This window comes from Bdellovibrionales bacterium (assembly GCA_018266295.1).
GTDB lineage: Bacteria > Bdellovibrionota > Bdellovibrionia > Bdellovibrionales > Bdellovibrionaceae > JACMRP01.
The window spans coordinates 267,485-285,483 of the sequence record JAFEAQ010000006.1; the positions used below are offsets into that span (position 1 = coordinate 267,485).

Annotated in this window: 14 protein-coding genes; 11 read left to right on the plus strand and 3 right to left on the minus strand. The window is 49.1% G+C overall.

Annotated elements, in window-relative coordinates:
• Positions 1–126 precede the first annotated feature (126 nt).
• The 7 genes from JSU04_05455 to JSU04_05485 all read left to right on the plus strand — a co-directional run bounded on the left by JSU04_05455 (position 127) and on the right by JSU04_05485 (position 12,624).
• Positions 127–1,173, plus strand: a complete 1,047-nt coding sequence (locus JSU04_05455) for a hypothetical protein (protein MBS1969729.1) — start codon at positions 127–129, stop codon at positions 1,171–1,173.
• A complete protein-coding gene (locus JSU04_05460; GenBank protein MBS1969730.1) occupies positions 1,170–5,141 on the plus strand; it encodes a translocation/assembly module TamB domain-containing protein in 3,972 nt (1,323 codons plus the stop codon). The genes JSU04_05455 and JSU04_05460 overlap by 4 nt, the downstream gene beginning before the upstream one ends.
• Positions 5,141–7,954, plus strand: a complete 2,814-nt coding sequence (locus JSU04_05465; protein MBS1969731.1) for a BamA/TamA family outer membrane protein — start codon at positions 5,141–5,143, stop codon at positions 7,952–7,954. The genes JSU04_05460 and JSU04_05465 overlap by 1 nt, the downstream gene beginning before the upstream one ends.
• Positions 7,954–8,658 carry a transporter substrate-binding domain-containing protein gene (locus JSU04_05470; GenBank protein MBS1969732.1) on the plus strand — a complete coding sequence of 235 codons (705 nt, stop codon included), beginning with the start codon at positions 7,954–7,956 and terminating at the stop codon, positions 8,656–8,658. Before JSU04_05465 ends, JSU04_05470 begins: the two co-directional genes overlap by 1 nt.
• 123 nt (positions 8,659–8,781) lie before the next feature.
• Positions 8,782–10,842 (plus strand): sodium-translocating pyrophosphatase, encoded by a 2,061-nt coding sequence (locus JSU04_05475; GenBank protein MBS1969733.1) that lies wholly within the window; start codon positions 8,782–8,784, stop codon positions 10,840–10,842.
• Positions 10,843–10,957: 115 nt separating this feature from the next.
• Positions 10,958–11,818 (plus strand): ChaN family lipoprotein, encoded by an 861-nt coding sequence (locus tag JSU04_05480; GenBank protein ID MBS1969734.1) that lies wholly within the window; start codon positions 10,958–10,960, stop codon positions 11,816–11,818.
• A gap of 74 nt (positions 11,819–11,892) precedes the next feature.
• On the plus strand, positions 11,893–12,624 hold the full coding sequence (locus JSU04_05485; GenBank protein ID MBS1969735.1) for a hypothetical protein: 732 nt from the start codon (positions 11,893–11,895) through the stop codon (positions 12,622–12,624).
• A gap of 55 nt (positions 12,625–12,679) precedes the next feature.
• On the opposite strand, the gene JSU04_05490 is transcribed toward JSU04_05485, so the two are convergent.
• Positions 12,680–13,537 (minus strand): hypothetical protein, encoded by an 858-nt coding sequence (locus JSU04_05490; GenBank protein MBS1969736.1) that lies wholly within the window; start codon positions 13,535–13,537, stop codon positions 12,680–12,682.
• A 142-nt stretch (positions 13,538–13,679) separates the two neighbouring features.
• On the opposite strand from JSU04_05490, the gene JSU04_05495 reads away from it, so the two are divergent.
• From JSU04_05495 to JSU04_05505, 3 genes are all read left to right on the plus strand, one after another.
• Positions 13,680–14,198, plus strand: a complete 519-nt coding sequence (locus tag JSU04_05495) for a TetR/AcrR family transcriptional regulator (protein MBS1969737.1) — start codon at positions 13,680–13,682, stop codon at positions 14,196–14,198.
• A gap of 99 nt (positions 14,199–14,297) precedes the next feature.
• Positions 14,298–14,759, plus strand: coding sequence for an OsmC family protein (locus tag JSU04_05500; protein MBS1969738.1), 462 nt, complete (start codon positions 14,298–14,300; stop codon positions 14,757–14,759).
• An 84-nt stretch (positions 14,760–14,843) separates the two neighbouring features.
• Positions 14,844–16,079 (plus strand): MFS transporter, encoded by a 1,236-nt coding sequence (locus JSU04_05505; GenBank protein ID MBS1969739.1) that lies wholly within the window; start codon positions 14,844–14,846, stop codon positions 16,077–16,079.
• Here the strand turns inward: JSU04_05505 and JSU04_05510 are convergent.
• Together JSU04_05510 and JSU04_05515 are read right to left on the minus strand one after the other, a co-directional pair.
• Positions 16,076–16,564 (minus strand): hypothetical protein, encoded by a 489-nt coding sequence (locus tag JSU04_05510; protein ID MBS1969740.1) that lies wholly within the window; start codon positions 16,562–16,564, stop codon positions 16,076–16,078. The genes JSU04_05505 and JSU04_05510 overlap by 4 nt on opposite strands.
• A gap of 42 nt (positions 16,565–16,606) precedes the next feature.
• The gene (locus JSU04_05515) at positions 16,607–17,122 is read right to left on the minus strand and encodes a DUF1269 domain-containing protein (protein ID MBS1969741.1); all 516 of its coding nucleotides are present in this window, start codon (positions 17,120–17,122) and stop codon (positions 16,607–16,609) included.
• A 151-nt stretch (positions 17,123–17,273) separates the two neighbouring features.
• Here JSU04_05515 and JSU04_05520 point away from each other — a divergent pair, with 151 nt between their 5' ends.
• Positions 17,274–17,963 (plus strand): L,D-transpeptidase, encoded by a 690-nt coding sequence (locus JSU04_05520; protein ID MBS1969742.1) that lies wholly within the window; start codon positions 17,274–17,276, stop codon positions 17,961–17,963.
• Positions 17,964–17,999 lie beyond the last annotated feature (36 nt).

Sequence of the window (17,999 nt, forward strand, 5' to 3'; positions counted from 1 at the left end):
GGACCAATTCATAGGCTATTTTTGCCGCCTCTTTTTCCCGATTTTTGCATAGCGTTAAGGCTGCAGATTTACTCGAAAATGACCGAAAATGAGAGGGTTCGGCCAAAACGGATTTTGGAGGCTGTTTTGACACTCTCGCTTGAGTTGGAAATTAAAACTCTTCTGGAAGAATTTCGTGATCCAGAAGTCGTCGCGGAAAAGTTGATCAAACTTTTCGAAGACAATCCAGAGGATTGGTCTACGGAAAGCCTGCGTGATCTTTCGCGTTTCTTGCTCAGTTGCGGTCTCTATCAACAACTCGTGGGCTTTTGTCTTCGTAATATCAATCACAGAAAATTTGTGATGCCCTGGTCGTACTTCATCGAGTCCCTCACAAAGGGTCTTCCCGATCTTGAAGAAGACGTGGTGAAGTTCCTCGTCATGGGTATCGAGGAAGAAAATGCGGCTGAGCAAGTCTGTCTTGCCGAAGGGGCCGAGCGCTTCCTCAAAAAATCCACTCAGTGGAAGAATGAACTCAAGCGCAAACGCCGCAAGCGCGCCAGCGAACTGAAGCAGCAAATGCTGGATGAGCTCCTCACCTTGCGGACTCAGCAGCTCTACGAGCAAGAAAAGATCATGCTCGGTAAAATGCAACGCATGTTCCCGGGCGATCAGGATATTCTTGAAGAAATCCGTCAGCACAAAGAGCGCTACGCTTTGGATATTCTTTCACGCCGATCGCCTGTCGGGCGCGCGCGTGAAGTTGTCGAGCCGCCGATGTCCCCTGAAATGCAGGCCGTTGCCGACGCCGTTAAGAACTCGCTTTTAACATTAGCCACGACTTATCCTGAAATCGCTTTTGATTTTGCTGTTGCCGCATTCATGCTCGATGAATACGCGACGAGCCTGGCAATTCTTGAGCGTATGGAGCTCACGACGGAGCAGCGCTGGTTTTATCTTGAAGTAAAACTAAAATGCCGTCACTTCCTCGAAGTGTTGGCCGAGCTGAGCCCGCTGGAACTGCGGTTAGCGCATGAGCCGGAAACGTTCTTTGCAACCGCTTACCTGCGGGCCCAGGCCTATTGGGGCCTTGAACAAAAACACACCGCGATCGAAATTCTTGAAAGCCTTCTTGTATCTCGTCCGAACTACCGCTCCGGCTCGGTGCTGCTGGATCTGTGGAGATCTCAATGAAACGGGTTCTCCTGATCTTGTTACCACCACTGATCGTGCTCGCGGTCCTGGCCGCCGGGTTGAAGTATTGGGCGATCCCCGCCGGTGAAGCCTGGGCGCTGACAAAGCTGAAATCCTATTCAGAGCAACACCTGCCGGTGGTTATTGAGGCTGAATCCATCAAATTCAATATTTTGAAAAATGCCGCGGCGATGGAAAAGATCACGATCACTACAAAGGGCGACCTCAAAAAATACACAGACCGTGCGAACATCGAAAGCGTCAAAGTGAACTTGGACCTGTTTCAACTCTTCACGGGCCGTGTGTTGGTGTCGGCGGTTTTAGTAGATTCTCCGGAAGCCCGCGTACAGCTCGATCCGATCTTGGATCAGCCATCAAAGCCGGAAGCACTTCCACTGAATCAGCTCTTTGAGATCTTAGAAAAAATTCCGATCGAGCGTGTATTTATTCACAACTTGAACTTAGACTTGCAATCACAAAAACACAAATCTTCGGCGCACTTAAACGGCGCCGATCTCCTCGTCGGCAATCATGGTAACTCCCTCACGGCTCGCTTGGATGTGCCGCGCCTGAATCTAGTTGTATTCAATCAAGGCCCGATCGAAACGCGTTTTGATATTGCAGCTGTGCTTGGCCGCGACAACTTGCGCATCACCCATGCGGGCGCCCGCTATGGAGAGTCCGAGCTGATCGTAAAGGGCGAGTTCGATAAGTTTTCTCAAGTGGCCCTGGTCCCGCGCGCGACTCTGGAGGCGAACGGCAATATCAAGTTCCAAGAAATCATGCAGCAGCTCCGTCCGATGTTTCCAGATTATAAGCTTCCTGCGGTTATGGGCGAAGCAACGACCCGTGTGGATGTAAAAATCAACGGCAAAGATCAGATCACGGGAAAGATGGATTTAAAAACCAAAGATGTTTCCGTCGATCACTTCACCCTGGGAAATGCCGCTCTTCAGGGCGTGTTTAAAGGCAATAGCCTGATCTTCCCGGATGTGCAGATCAATCACCCGGCCGGTAATGCCCGCCTGGTCGGCAGCGAAATTGAGCTGAAAGAAAATTTAAATTTCAAGACGACGATCAAGGTTGCAAAAATCGATTTGCAGAAACTCTTTGTCGCTTTAAACCTTCACGAAATTCCTGTGTGGCTGAACCTTCAGGCCGATATGCCGTGCAGCGGTCAAATCAAAGCCCCGTTCAAAGTGCTTTGCGACGGCTCGATCTCGGGCGAAGACTTGCTGGTGACTTCTGACTTCAAGAACAAAAAAGCCGTTATCGCTGACATCGCCAAGATGTCGGCAAAGGGCCAGACTGAGATCACTGAAAAAGCCATTACCTATAAAGCACATATCACTTTGGGCGCAAACACCGGCGAAAGCTCCGGCACGATTGACTTTGCCAAGGGCTTTAATATTTCTTACAGCTCTCCCCGCTTGGATTTTACAAGCATTCGCAATCTCGCAAATCTAAAATTTAAGGGCTATGGCTCGCTCGAAGGAAACACAAAGGGCGACTCTTACTCAGCGGTTTTTGATATGAAAATGAAGCTGCAGGATTTCACCTTCGAGGACTACTACCTCGGTCAGTTGAACGGCACACTTTCTTACGTGAAGAGCCACTTGCTGTTGAACGATCTTTCAGGCTTCTTGCCGAAATCAAGTTATCAGGGTTCTTTGGACGTGGATCTGCACAACTCACACATCGTTGGTCGCATCAAATCTCCGACGCTGGAGCTCGCCGACCTGGTAAAAGTGTTTGAAGGCCGCTACCTCTTCCCGTTAGCCATCAAAGCGCCGGGTTCTGCTGACATTTCATTCAACGGTCCCCTGGATTTCTGGAAGCTTTCTTACCAGCTCGATTCAAAATTCCGCGGCGGCCAGTTCGCCGGAGAATCTTTTGATGAACTGATCCTGAATGCACAGTCTACCCAAGGCAATATGCAAATCCAAAAGGCCTTCCTGAGAAAGAATGCGGCCACCATCACCGCCAATGGCGGGATTAGCCCTCAGCAGGAATTGAACCTGAAAGTGGAAGGCAAGAACTTCCGCCTCGATGAATCGGACTTTATTTCTAAAATCAGCACGAACATCTTCGGTATTCTCAACTTCTCAAGTCAGTTGCACGGTAAAGTCACTGAACCGGATATCGCTCTTCGCGGCAGTATTACCGAAACCGTTCTCGATGAGCAGGAAGTGCCATCTTCGTTCTTTGATTTGAAAATCAAAAAGGCGGCGATGGAAGGAAACGCCAACCTCTTCGGCCACAGAATCCAAGCCGACTGGTTACTGCCATTTGCAAATACGCCGATGCGCCTGCGTTTAAAAACCGTCGACTGGAACTACGCTTCGCTTTTATCGATTTTGAGCGGGAACACTTATCAGAACGAATACGACTCAAGCTTAACTGCTGACGTCGACTTGCAATCTGAAACTGGCCAATGGCGTAAAGCGAGTGGCAGCGTTCAAGTTAAAAATCTTTTCTTGAAGCGCGGTAACTTGAGCTTCCGCAACCCTGATCCGATCTTTGTTCGCGTTGATAACGGCAAGATGCGCATTCAGAACTTTAACCTCGAAGGACCACAAAATAGCATCCAAGTCCGCGGCCAGGATTTCACTCTCGACAATATGAACGTGAACCTCGTTGCGAATACGGAGCTTCGCTTGTTCCATATGTTCTTCCCATTCTTGGATGACCTCGGGGGCTCCATCCAAGCTTCGGCGACGCTCTCAGGCTCACTGATGAAGCCGCAGATCCTGGGAAGTCTTACGACCAATAACAGCTTTGTAAAAATCAAAGGCCTGCCGCACCCGATTGAGCGAATTCAGGCTGAAGTGAACTTCTCGCAAACCAAAGTGCTTATTAACTCGATCAAGGCACAAATGGCTGGCGGCTTGGTTTCTGCTGATGGTAATATCACCATCAACGAATACCGTAATATGCCGACCTCGATCCGTCTGACTTTAGATGGTGTGAATCTTAATATCCCGGATAAAGTCCGTACCTCAGGCTCGGCCGATTTATTGATCTCTGGGAAGTGGTTCCCATTCTTGCTTTCAGGGACCTACAGAGTCAGCAGCGGGATCTTCGAGCGTGAATTCACCGAGGGTGGTGACACTGCGGCTGGCAACACCCGTCAATCCATCTATCTGCCGAAGATCCTTCGCCAATCGAGCTTTGAAAGTTTGATTTTGGACGTGCAGATCTTGTTTGAAAAAAGCTTCCTGGTGAAGAACTCGCTTGTGGATGGATCTGTTCAAGGAAATTTGCAAGTCAAAGGCTCGATTTCAAATCCGATTCTTTTGGGCCGCTTGCAAGCCGACAAAAACACTAAATTGATTTTCAAAGACAAAGTCTTCGACGTGCAAACGGCGAACGTGGTTTTCAATAACCCGGATGAGATCAACCCGGATTTGTATGTTTCCGCTCAGTCCCGCGTGAACGACTACGACATCATGATCTTGGCCCAAGGCCCTGCAAAAAATCTGAAATCCATCCGCCTGACGAGCGTTCCCCCACTGCCAGAGCAAGATATTATCTCGCTCTTGGCTCTCGGTGTGACTTCTTCGCGCACGGATTACACGGGTTCGCAGGGACGAGAGCAGCAAGTCCAAGCCGGTTACGAGCTGGGCTTTGCGATCATGTCTCAGCCAATCAATAAAGAACTTCAGAATCGTCTGGGCGTGAACGTGCAGCTGAGCTCCTCTTTCGACTCCACTCGAAATATCAGTGTACCAAAAGTGACATTTAGTCGTAAGGTATCTAACAGGGTGAGTGCATCGGCCAGCCGTAGCTTGGGCTCCGATACAAATGATGTGGAAGTAAAACTGAGATATTTTATCAATAACAACATTTCTGCGATCGGCAGCTACGAATCCAGCCAGACGACTCAAGGCGGTCAAGGGGTGACAAACTCCACGCGTGAGAAAAACTTCTTCGGCTTGGATCTCGAGTTCAGAAGGGAGTTCAAATAGTGAAATTGAATTCCCTTTTGTTAAAGCTCTTCCTTGCAGCTCAAATCAGTGCAAGTGCCGCCTTTGCGGCTGAGATTACAAAGCACAGCCTGAATATTTCAACTCTGCCGCCGGAGGTTCAAAAGGAACTTCTGCGCCTCTTCCCGCAGATTGGAACGAAGCAAGTCACGCTTGAAAACGTCGATGATATCATCCGCTATTTGCAACAGCGCCCGGAGTTTGACCTTGTTCAGGTCGAAGACACCGGTGGCGGCCAGTTTAAAGTAAATACCCAGCGCTCAACCCGTGTCAGAGCGATAAAATTTGAAGGCCTTCGTGCGATTGGCGAATCCGAAGCGAAGCAGATTTTCGGCATTAGCCCGAATGACGTTCTGAACCAGGACCAGCTCGAAGCCGGTGGTCGCAAGCTCGTTCAGCAGTACAATCAAAATGGCTATCGCAATGCCTCGATCGACGTGGAAATCCCGCCAGACGGCAAAGGCGATGTTCAGCTCGTAGTGAAAATCAAAGAGGGCGTTCAAACGCTGATCGGTGGCTTTACATTCAACTCAGCCAATACCGAACTCAATAAAGCGCTTGAAGGCAAATTGTCGCGCGAAAAGGGCTATGCCCTCACCGATTCGCAGATCGCTGAAGTTCTGACGAAAACGCGCGAGTACCTCAATAGCAAATACTATGTGCGGACAGAGATCAAAGGCCCTGAAATTTCGTTCAATGCCGATGAATCCCGTGCGCAGCTGACTTTCCGCTTGGAAAAAGTCGATGCTTATCAGATCGAATACCTCGGAAATCGCGAAATTTCTTCGTCGACGCTCAATAACTCACTGGATCTCGGCAATTTCTACTCTGCGAACCCGAATATCGGTTCTGAGCTGACCGCTAAGATCAAGAACTTGTACTTGTCCCGCGGCTTTGCCCGTATCGAAGTCCAGAGCGAGGACATCGAAGGCCGCCGGCCTTTCACTCGTAAGATCACGTTTAATATCGAAGAAGGCCCGAAAGTTAAAATCAGTAAGTTTGATTTCTCTGGCAGTATTTCGCGCTCGCCAGAATACTATGCCCGCCTGCTAAAAAAGCTTTCTTCCGATTTGATCCAAAAAGATTACTACAACAAAGTGGAGCTCGATCAGGGTTTTGAAGCCCTCCGTGTTGAGTTGCAGAACCAGGGTTACCTGCTTGCGAAAATCAACTCGACTCGCACGCAGTACAACAAGGAAAAGAATCAGGTCTCTGTCTATGTGAATTTGGACGAGGGCCCGCTCACGCAGATCGAAGGCATTCAGTTTATCGGTAACGACACCGTGCCGGCAGCGGCTTTACTCAAAGCGGTCGACCTCGAAGACCATCAGCCGCTCCATCTGACAGAGCTTGAAAGAGCGATTCAGAACATCAAGACATACTATCAGGAAAAAGGTTATATCGACATGGTTCTTCTGAATGAAAAAGAAGACCTTGTGACCTATAACGACAACAACACCCAGGCCAAACTGACTTTCAAAATCTATGAGGGCCCTCAGGTGCGTGTGGCCACGATTGTTCTGGATGGCAACTCGTTCACGAAAGACTACGTCCTCTTGAAAGAAATCGACCTGCAACCGGGCGATACAGTGACTCCGTCAAAACTGGATGAAGCCATCGCGAAACTCCAGCGCACCGGTCACTTCAACACCGTCGAAGTAAAAACTCTCGAGGAAAAAACCAGCGTCGCCAACCGTACGCTGGTGATTAAAGTCACAGAACGCGATCCAGGGGTGTTTACTCTGGGTGCGGGTGCAACGAGTGACTTGGGCCTGACACTTCGTGGTTATACAGGGATTGCTTACAACAATATCGGCGGAACTGGGCGCGGGGTTTCCCTCCGCGTGGAAGGTAACTACAACGTCAATGAGATCAAATACCTCGAATCCAAGATCACGCTGGGATATCTTGAGCCTTATTTGCTCGATACGAAGTTCCGTGGTCGCGTGAACCTCACACGTTCAAGCCAGTTGACGGATTACAATGCCAAGAAAATCTCTGACGTCAATCAGACCACATGGTCGATTGAGCGCGACATTACTTCGCACATCACTGCGATCTACGAAGTATGGAATGGCGCTCACTTACAAGATCACTTCTTAGATAACAATGCTCAGCCGATCATTCAGGATATCGCAACGACCGGCCCGCGCATTGATATCGATTACCGCGACAATCCGTTCAACCCGACTCGCGGCAACTTCACAACCCTTGCTTACGAATACTCTTCGCCAGAGATTGGTAGCTCTCGAGAGCCCGGCGAAATCAAATTCCAACGTGCGACAGGCGCGTTTACTCAGTATCTGCGTGTTCCTTATTTTAAAGATAACTTTATGGTCTGGGCGAACTCCATGCGCGGCGGTTATCTCGAAAACCTCAGTAAAGGCACGGGCGCTGCTGACGGTGTTCCTTACGATAAAAAAGGGTTCTACTTGGGCGGTAGCACGACGATCCGCGGTTTCAACGGAACAAGCCAGTACTTCCCGACTTACACGCAATTGGGTCTCGCTAAAGACACAGACACGTACTACCTCAAAGGTATTGCGACGATGTATCTCATCAAATCTGAACTTCGCTTCCCGATCGCCGGCAACTTGGGCGGCGCGATTTTCTACGATGGTGGTGCGGTTCATATTCAAAATCAGGATTTAGGCGATGAGTACCGCGACTCCGCGGGCTTTGGCTTCCACTACAATACACCGGTGGGACCCGTGAACCTCGAAATCGCCTGGAAGCTCGACGCCAAACCGGGAGAAGACCCTTGGGCATTCCACATGTCGATCGGAAGCTTCTAATGAGAACCCTCCGTCTTCTGCTGCTACTAACGCTAACAACGGGAGTTGCAAAAGCAGAGGAGATTCTAAAACTCACCGCTCAACCCATTCCTTTTTTTATCGAATCCGAAGAACGCGGCACGTTTATCGACCTCACCAAAGAGATCGCCACAAAGCTTGGCGTGAAAGTCTCTGTCGAAGTTTACCCTAACGTGCGAGCCATCGATATTTTCCGCAAAGGGCGGAGCCTCGCCTTCCTGCCCGGCAGCCACCCTAAGCTCGACAAGCATGACTACTTTGAAACCGAGCCGATTTTTTATAAGAAGATCTTCATCTACAGTAAGTCGCCTGAAAGTTTTTCCAGCCTGAAGGATTTAGCCCACAAGCGTATCGGCGTGACCATGGGTTATACCTACCCACCTGACCTGGCTAAAGTCACAGGTGTTGAAATCCAAGAAGCCGCCAACGACGAAGGCAACCTCCGTAAACTCCATGCCGGACGCATCGACGCCTTTTTGGGCGAAGAAGTCAGTGTTAACGATGGGATCGAGAGCCTCGGTTTTAAAGAGATTGGCTATAAAAAGGAAAAGTTCCTAACAAAAGAGCCTATTTTTTATGCATTCCAAAAGTCTCCTGAAGGCGAGCGCTGGTTCCAAAAGTTCAACGAAACCATCCGCCTGATGAAAAAAGCCGGCACCCTCGACAAAATCGTGCTCAAAAAATAACGCAACAAGTTGCCGGACCGAGAGGCCCCTTTCGGTTTCTGTGACTTCTTGACTAAACCCGTCAGTTTTCGTACCTCTAGTCGTTCCGAAAATCTAAAACGTTCAACGACGGAGTTTTTTAAAATGACAAGTGATTCTTTGCTGTTAGTTCCGGCGATCGCTGGGGCTGTAGGTCTTGTTGTTGCTCTGGTGCTGTACTTCCGCGTGAAGTCTCAACCAACTGGCAACGAAACAATGAACCGTATCGCTCAATATATTCGTGAAGGCGCGATGGCGTTCTTGGTTCGCGAATACAAGGTTCTTGCTGTGTATGCAGTAGTTGTTGCTGCGGCTTTGGGTGTGGCTTTGGGCCCTATCTCTGCTGTGAGTTTCATCCTCGGCGCATTCTTGAGCTTGCTTGCTGGCTTCTTCGGTATGAAAGCAGCAACTTATGCAAACGTTCGCACAACTCAAGCGGCTTCAACGGGTTCAAAAGCAAAAGCATTGCTTGTGGCTCTTGATGGTGGCGCGGTGATGGGTCTTTCTGTTGCAGGTCTTGGCCTTTTGGGCTTGGGCGTTTTGTACCAAATCTACAAAGGCACTCCTGAAGTTGGCACAGTTCTCCACTCATTCGCAGTGGGCGCTTCTTCGATCGCATTGTTCGCACGTATCGGTGGCGGTATCTATACTAAAGCTGCTGACGTTGGTGCCGACATCGCTGGTAAAGTGATCGAAAACATTCCTGAAGATGACCCTCGCAACCCAGGCGTTGTTGCTGATAACGTTGGTGACAACGTCGGTGACGTTGCCGGTATGGGTGCGGATATTTACGAATCAATGGTTGCTGCGATTGTTGCCGCGATGGCGATTGCTTTGACAGCTCCTGCTGAGGTTTTGTCTGCTCTTTCTTCAAACGCCGAAGTGGTAAAATCTTCTGCGATCTTCTTGCCATTGGGTCTTTCGGCTCTTGGTATGATCATCTCTATCATCGTTATCTTCGCGACTCGCTTGTTCAGCAACGCTTCTCCAGCGGCTGTTTTGCGTAACGCTTTGATCATCCCACCTATCTTGCTCACAATCGCATCTTACATCTTGATGCCGATGTTTGACTTGAACCAAGGCGTGACAGTGGCGTTGGCAGCGGGTGCGATCGGTGGTGGTTTGATCGGTTTGATCACTGAGTACTACACGGCAGCTCGTCCTATCAGACTTGTCGCTGAAGCATCTTTGACAGGTGCTGGTACAAACGTTATCCGCGGTTTGGCTGTGGGTATGGAGTCTGTTGCTATTCCTATGATCATCGTTGTGATCGCGGCGTTCATCGCGGACCACGCTTTGGGTCTTTACGGTATTGCTTTGGCGGCAGTGGGTATGCTCGCAGGTACTGCAGTTGTAATGACTGTGGATGCTTACGGCCCTATCGCTGACAACGCTGGCGGTATCTCTGAAATGTCTGGCTTGGGTAAAGACGTTCGTGACATCACTGACGAATTGGATGCTGTAGGTAACACAACAGCAGCTATCGGTAAGGGTTTCGCGATCGGTTCTGCAATCTTGACGGTTGTAGCTCTTTTCTCTGCTTTCAATATGGAAGTAAATCACGCACGTAGCTTGGCAAATTTGGGTAAGATTAACCTCGATTTGACTTCTTCTGGCGTTTTGATCGGTATCTTGATCGGCTCCATCCTTCCTTGGTTGGTGGGCGCGACAACAATGACTGCAGTAGGTAAAGCTGCTCAGAAGATCGTTGTTGAAATCGGTCGTCAGTTCAAAGAAATTCCGGGCCTTCTTCAAGGTAAAGCAGATCCTCAACCTGCAGCTATCGTAGATATCGCTACGAAAGCGGCATTGTTTGAGATGATCGTTCCGGGCATGATCGCGGTTTTGGCTCCAGTAGTTGTTGGCTTCTTGCTTGGCCCTACGGCTTTGGCGGGTATGCTCGCAGGTGCTTTGGCAGTGGGTGCGACAAGCTCCCTCTTCATGGCCAACGCTGGAGGCGCTTGGGATAACGCTAAGAAATACATCGAAAAAGGCAAATTGGCTGGTCACAAAAAAGGTTCTGATGCCCACAAGTCGGCCGTAGTTGGTGACACTGTTGGTGACCCGTTCAAAGATACTTCTGGTCCGGGCGTAGCGATCCTCATCAAGGTGATGAGCGTCGTTTCTCTCTTGATCGCTGGTTTGGTTGCTACTATCGGCGGGTAGTCGGCCCTGCGGCCGGCAGCGCGGAGCCCTGGAGGGGCGTAGCTGAAGCAGCACCAAAACTATGTAACAAACAAAAACCCTGCAGAAATGCGGGGTTTTTTGTTATAAGGTCCCCATGATTTTAGCTTTCCTCATCGCATTTTTAATGAACGGTCACGCGGAACCGACGGACGCTTACATCCAGCAAAACGCGGTGAAGTTCGCAAATCTCGAAATTCCCAAACAGCTCCTTAAAAATCTCGAAGGCAAAGAGTTGCTTCTTCTTGGTGAACAACACGGCACGAACGAATTTCCTGCATACGCGGGTTCCATCGTCGAGGCCCTGTCAAAAACCCAACCGGTCGCTCTCGGTGTCGAGTTCCCAAAAGATCTTCAGCCGGTGATCGATCAGTTCCTCGCCACGGGCGATGAAAATTTACTTCGCGCCACTCGCTTCTTTCAAGACGCCAACTTTCACTCAGGCCGTGGCAGTATTGCGATGGTGGAGTTACTCAAAAAAATGCGCAGCCTCCACCTCTCCGTCTTCTGCTTCGACATTCCTGAAGGCTCGCCTTATGCCACTCGCGATACTGATATGGCAGCCAATGTTCTGGAATACATGAACGCTCACCCCGGCACATTAGTGGTCACATACTCAGGCAATGTGCACGCCCGCCTCGTGAACGGCTTTCCGGGCGCACCTAACAACATCAATATGGGCGCAGAGATTTTGCGCTTAGCTGCGGGGAAATTGACACTGACAAATACGGCGAATCTCAATTTCGTTGCAAGCCAAGGCGACATCTGGAACTGCATGCGCGATTCAAATTCAAACTTGGGATTTACCTGCGATAAAAGAAATCTCGGCCCAAGCTTTGGGCCTTATGCGCGCGCCACGAAGTGGGATCGATACTACCTCAAAGAGCACGACCTGAACGATGGCTATGCTCACACCGTGTTTATCCGCACAATCTCAGCCTCACTCCCGTTCCCATAAGGGAACGAAGACAGAAAGACTGAAGTTAGACTCGAAGTTCTTTTAGCAGAATCAGCACGGCGCTAAACTAAGCCATGATTAATAGAATGTGCCTGCTGACCTGCTTGTTGTTTTGCATGCAAGCTTTCTCTGCAACGATACCCTTTGCGTTTTGGAAAGCCACTCCGAATGGCAGCTGCCCCGGAGGAGGATTTCTCTATAGTGGCTCTTGCTATTACCTAGGAGCCGCGGGTGATTCTTGCATCACAACTTGTGCCGGCCTTGGTGGATGTCTCTTAGACCCGACAAAAATAGTTGGACTCGATCCGGTAAAATGCTCATCACTTTTGACCAGCCTTGGAAAGAGTCCCGGGAGTTCCGTCAGCGGATTTAGCAATTACTTCTATGCCTGTTCTATCAACGGCACAACCTACACCTATGAATACATCACAGTGACCTGTGATGCCAGTAGCGCAAGCCAACAGCGCGTTTGTGCCTGCGGCAGTGGCGGTCTCACCCAAGCAGGTGCGAATACGGTTGATGGCTATAACTACCGATTGGGGACTTCAGGAGCCAGTTGCGACACCACGTGTGCTTCCTATGGCGGCTGTGTTGCCGCCGGAGTCACGAATGCAAATACCAGCGCTTCCAAATGTACACAAATGTTGACTGCCTTAGGTGTTTCAACAACGGGAACTTCTTCAGGGACCTCGACGGCGGGTTGCGGTTTTCAACCCACCGGATATCGCTATCGTGGTTCGGGTGTCGCAGATTGTTCTGGGGCGGTCGCAGGCGTGCAGCGAGTCTGCGCTTGCACAAACCCATAAAAAAAAGCGCTGGGTTTGAACCAGCGCCTGCATTGAAATCCATTTCGTTATGCAACTATTTTACTTTTTCCAATTCGATGTTGCGATTGTCTTTCAAAAAGCTTGAATCGATTTTGCCCACAATCGTTTTTTCGTACAAAGGTTTGCGGTCGTATTTCTCTGTTGAATAGAGGGTCACATTCAAGCTGATTGTCGCATCAGCAGGGTTGCCGATGAAAGCAAAGTTGCCGCCTTTGATTTCAACCGAACGAGCATTTAACAAGTTTTGGTCCACAGTGCCGTTGCCATTTTGACGATTGTAGATGCTCATGATGTTGTTGCCGAATTGATTTGAAAGAAGTGGGTTTTGCAAACCTCTATTTTCAGATTTTACATTCACAGTGATAACCAGGTCCGCATTCGGTAAACGAGACAACTCGCCACCCAAAACTGTTTTACGATCCGCCGTGATATTCAATGCCGCTCCCTCAAGACGGCCGATGTAAATCACGTCGCGGAAGTTTTCCAAAGCACGGAAGGCCTCTTCATTGTAGGCAGATAATGTAAAGAAGTACTCTTGATCCTGTGGAGTTTGATTTTTCGGGTGAACTGACACGCTCACACGGTAGTTGCCAGTTTTACGGCCGTGAAGACCCGACACTTTCTCAAGCGCCGGCAAACGGATCGTGCCATCCGCTGATACAGGAACAGTCAGGTTCACAGAGCCACAGTATTTGGATTCAGGAAAGATGATACCACTGCGGTACTGGCAAAGCGCACTGTATGTTGCCTCAAGGTTTTCAAGTTGAATGTTTGAGCTCAAAGAACGGATCTGAATTGTTGCCGGCTGGACAAGGACGTCCCCGGCAACAGCCATTTGAGAAAAAAGAGCCGCAATCATGGCTACAGAAATTTTTAAGAATGTGTTTTTCACTGTGAATCTCCTTGCTAAAGTGGCGACAACTTAGCAAAGACTTTGCTGTTTTGGAGAAAAAGTTCAGACACAAATACAGGGTTTTTGTCTAAAACAGGTGCTTTTATTGACAGATTTTCGCGATTTTTGTCAAAATAGATTCATGCCTAAGTCGACACGCTCCAAAGAAGAAATCTATTTCATGGTCCTCAATGCCATTCTTAAAATGGAGATCGCAAAGGGCCATTTGAAGTGGACTCTGTCGGATATTTCCCGCGAATCGAAAGTCACTCGCTCGTTGATTTACTATTATTTCGGTAAAGAAAAGAAAGCCGTTCTCGCAACTGCCTATCAGTACCTGGTTGAGCGCTTTTACAGCCTGGACAAACCCAATCCATTGCCTCTCAGACAACGGCTTTCAAATATCCTCAAAGATCTTAAAGAAATGCCTTACCTGATTCTGCTCTTCTACTCAGCCAAAGGTGAAGACTCGGAATTTGGACGCATCATTCGCAAGAAAGAAACAGAGTTCCTCAAAGGGCTGCAAAAAGAATTTCCACATCTCTCAGAAACGCAGATTCTCGAAGTCTATCTGATGGAACTAGGAGCCATGCTCTATCACCTGCCACCGACAAAAACCAAGGACCTCTTCGAACTTCACTTGGGACCGGTAAAAAAATAATTTTCAGTCGATTTTTCCTATGTAAAATCACAAGCTCTTCGCAAAAGTCTTCACTCCTTCGCGAACCGCAGGACAGTATCAAGCAAAAGGAGATTTACTATGCAAAGATCTGCAAACGTCATTTGGAAAGGCTCGGTTCAACAAGGTCAAGGCGCGATCTCCACCACAAGTGGTGCGCTTAAGCAAATTCCCTATTCCTTCACAACTCGTTTTGGCGACACTCCGGGTACAAATCCGGAAGAGCTGATTGCCGCGGCTCACGCCAGCTGTTTTGCCATGGCAACTTCAGCGGCCCTGACGGCAAAAGGCCTTGAACCACTTAATTTAGATGTTAAGGCAACTGTGACGATTCAAAAAGACGGTGCCTCTTGGACCGTGACGTCATCGCATCTCGAACTCCGCGGGCAAGTCAATGACGTGACTCAGGGCCAGTTTTTAGAGATCGCTGAAGATGCAAAAAGGAATTGCCCGATTTCTAAGCTGCTTAATGCAGAAATTAGTTTAGACGCGCGCCTCGATGAGCGTGATGAGCGTCCTTGGGCTCCGCCACCAGCTCACTAAAGGCCATGTTGCCAAGAGTGTCCTAGATTAAAAATCAAATCTCAAATAAGCTAAGTTCTGGAGTTTTCAACAAGGACTTAGCTTATGTTCAATCGCCAGGAAAAGTTCCTTCTCGCTATTCTTGCTTCCATCCAATTCAGCTCCATCGTGGACTTCATGATTATGATGCCGCTCGGCCCGCAGCTGATGCGCCTGTTTAATGTCACTCCTCATCAGTTTGGGTTGCTGGTTTCATCTTATACTTTTTGCGCCGGTATCAGCGGTTTTGCCGCTGCCTTCTTCATGGATAAGTTCGATCGCAAAAAGAGCTTGTTGTTTTTCTTTATCGGTTTTTCGATTGGCACGATCGCCTGCGGCCTTTCACGCAATTACGAAACTCTTTTGTTGGCGCGCGGTTTGACCGGGGTCTTTGGCGGCGTGCTGAGCTCACTGGTCATGTCGATCGTGAGTGATGCGATTTCGTACGAGCGCCGTGGCTCTGCCATGGGTGTGATCATGACGGCCTTTTCGATGGCCTCGGTGGTCGGTGTTCCCTTAAGTCTTTATTTTGCAAACCTCTGGAGCTGGCATGCGCCATTCTTGGGGCTGGGCGGTCTTTCACTGCTATTATGTACAGTGATCTTAAAAGCTGTTCCAGAAATGCGTGCTCATCTGAAGAATCAAGTGAAAGAACCCATGCACAGAACTGTCACGCGTATCTTTTACAACACCAATCAAATCCGCGCGCTTATTTTTATGGGCACCGTGATGTTTGGTCACTTCTGCATTATCCCGTTCATGTCTCCATCTCTTGTTGCCAATGCGGGATTCACAGAAGCCCAGTTGCCGTTCGTGTATATGTGTGGCGGTGTATTTACAATTTTCACCTCGCCTTATATCGGCAAACTGGCTGATCGCTTCGGTAAACACAACGTCTTCTTCTGGGGAGCCTTAGCGACGCTCGTCCCCTATATCTTGCTCACCCATATGGGAGTCTCGCCATTTGCATGGGTGCTCGTGGTAACGACGATGTTATTTGTTGTCTCTGGGGGACGTATGATTCCGGCATCTGCGATGGTCTCGGGCACAACGCTGCCACAAAATCGCGGGAGCTTCATGAGCATTGTCAGTTGCGTGCAACAGCTTTCATCCGCAGTGGCAAGCTACATCGCCGGCATCATCGTGACAAAAAACGAAGCCACCGGTCACTTAGATCATTTCGAAGTGGTGGGATATATTGCGGTCGTAACAACCTTTATTGCGATCTATCTGTCTCGTCACATCAAAACCGTCGAAGGCGCCCCGGCCCCCGTCGCCAGCACGCCCGTGCTGGAACACTAAGAGCGGTGCTGCTGTCGAGTGAACTCTTTGGCGAGGTTCAACCACTTTTCCGGGTTGGGTCTTAAGATCAACATATTCAACACACCAATGCCGCCAAAAATATAAAACGGCGTGATGTCTTTTGTTCTAAACACCAGAATTAACCCATAGATGGCTACACTCTCTGTAAGAGCCCATGAAATCACATTCGGCACAACCATCCGCATACTGATCACTTTCTCGGTGATCATCTCCGGCGGCAGAATACGGAGGCTTCCCATGAAAACTCTCTTTGGCAAAAGATGCGACAGGAACAGCATGATCGCCGACATAAAAAGAAGTGGCTTCAGCAGAAAAAGCTGATTCCATGGCTCGATCGGCTCGCCTTGGGATTGCAGAAAGCAAATGTATCCATAAATTCCATACGTCGCGAGCAGAGCTCCCCATATGATCCATTGAACTAAAAGAGGATTTTGTGGCGGCGGTGCTTGTGTTGATCTTTGCATGCCCCATTCTTGGCCGATTCGTTGTCATGAGGCAAGCCTATTCTAGAGATTCATCTCTGGATGCTGCCGTGATTCTTCATTATTAAAGTACTCGGTCAATTGTTTCTCTTGTTCGAGCGACAAAGACGTGTACAAAATCCGACCACCATGCTGAGCAACTTCTGGGACCACTCGATCCACAGTGGCATCCCGAACATATAAAAACAAAACCGAATTCCCCGCCTGAACTTCTGACGAAAGATCCTTCATGAAATGATCGTTGAGCCCGATATCCGTCAAAATTCCGCCAATGGAGCCGGCGATGACCCCGGCGACCGCGCCAATTCCTGGAACCATAAAGAAGAGTCCTACCAAAGCGCCAAGAAAAATTCCATTCGCTGCCCCGATGAGCGGAAGGTTGAACGCCTGTTCAAGTTTGACTTTGCCATTCTCTTTTTTCACCGCCACACAGGCATCTAAGAGATCCATCAATCCCATGGCCTGCAAGCGATTGACCGTCTTATAGACTTCATCGGCGATTTCTTTGTTCGGATAGACAATAGCGATGATCGTGGACATCTCACACCACCTTTCAGACTAATAATGACAAACCACCTTTACCGAGCCTTGAATATTTTCCTCTTTAAAGGAAACACAAAACGCACATCTGCGATTTCCGGAGCATAGCCTGAATGAGGTGCAGTTCAACACACAAGCACAGGAGGTTTTTATGATGGCACGTCTCTTATCATCTGCGTTTCTGTCTGTTTTATTGTTGGTGGGCACAAACTCCTTCGCCAGTAACCCAGAGCTTGACGACTTGATGACACCTGATGAGTTAGCCGCTGAGATCGGTATTACTGAGCCTACAGACCTGAGCCCCCAAGTGGAGCCTTTTAGTCCCGCGCAGATTCTTGACACTTATGGTGTCGATGTCTACTCAGAGTTTCCAGTCGTGATCGTGGTGAGCAAAGGCTCACAAACAGCAACGGTTTACCATAACGGGAGCCAGGTGAATAGTTTCCTGGTTTCAACAGGACGTGAGAAGTATGAACGTGCCAAATCCGGCCGATGGTATACAACAACCACTCCGACCGGTTGGTTCGCGCCACAAAGCTATGTTCGAAGACACTGGTCCGGAACTTGGGATGCGCTCATGGAGTACGCGATCTTCTTTAACGGTGGTGTCGCACTCCATGCAACAACTCCGGATCACTACAAGGACTTAGGGCATAGAGCCTCCGGCGGTTGCGTGCGAATGACAAAAACGAACGCCATCTGGTTCTGGGATCTTTCGCTCAGCGAGAAAACCGCGAACGTCCCTTACTTCACACGCGGTGGTCAGATCCTCAGAAACAGTGATGGCAGTATCAAGCGACATAACGCTTCAGGCACACTGGTCATTGTGACTTCGTACTAATTTTAAGCGACTCAAAAGAGAAGTTCAGAAATGAAC

Excerpts from the sequence above, each read along its gene's own strand:
- JSU04_05460 (MBS1969730.1), top strand. The coding sequence starts at position 1,170 with ATGAAACGGGTTCTCCTGATCTTGTTACCACCACTGATCGTGCTCGCG.
- JSU04_05470 (MBS1969732.1), top strand. The coding sequence starts at position 7,954 with ATGAGAACCCTCCGTCTTCTGCTGCTACTAACGCTAACAACGGGAGTT.
- JSU04_05475 (MBS1969733.1), top strand. The coding sequence starts at position 8,782 with ATGACAAGTGATTCTTTGCTGTTAGTTCCGGCGATCGCTGGGGCTGTA.
- JSU04_05480 (MBS1969734.1), top strand. The coding sequence starts at position 10,958 with ATGATTTTAGCTTTCCTCATCGCATTTTTAATGAACGGTCACGCGGAA.
- JSU04_05485 (MBS1969735.1), top strand. The coding sequence starts at position 11,893 with ATGATTAATAGAATGTGCCTGCTGACCTGCTTGTTGTTTTGCATGCAA.
- JSU04_05495 (MBS1969737.1), top strand. The coding sequence starts at position 13,680 with ATGCCTAAGTCGACACGCTCCAAAGAAGAAATCTATTTCATGGTCCTC.
- JSU04_05500 (MBS1969738.1), top strand. The coding sequence starts at position 14,298 with ATGCAAAGATCTGCAAACGTCATTTGGAAAGGCTCGGTTCAACAAGGT.
- JSU04_05505 (MBS1969739.1), top strand. The coding sequence starts at position 14,844 with ATGTTCAATCGCCAGGAAAAGTTCCTTCTCGCTATTCTTGCTTCCATC.
- JSU04_05510 (MBS1969740.1), bottom strand. The coding sequence starts at position 16,564 with ATGCAAAGATCAACACAAGCACCGCCGCCACAAAATCCTCTTTTAGTT.
- JSU04_05515 (MBS1969741.1), bottom strand. The coding sequence starts at position 17,122 with ATGTCCACGATCATCGCTATTGTCTATCCGAACAAAGAAATCGCCGAT.
- JSU04_05520 (MBS1969742.1), top strand. The coding sequence starts at position 17,274 with ATGATGGCACGTCTCTTATCATCTGCGTTTCTGTCTGTTTTATTGTTG.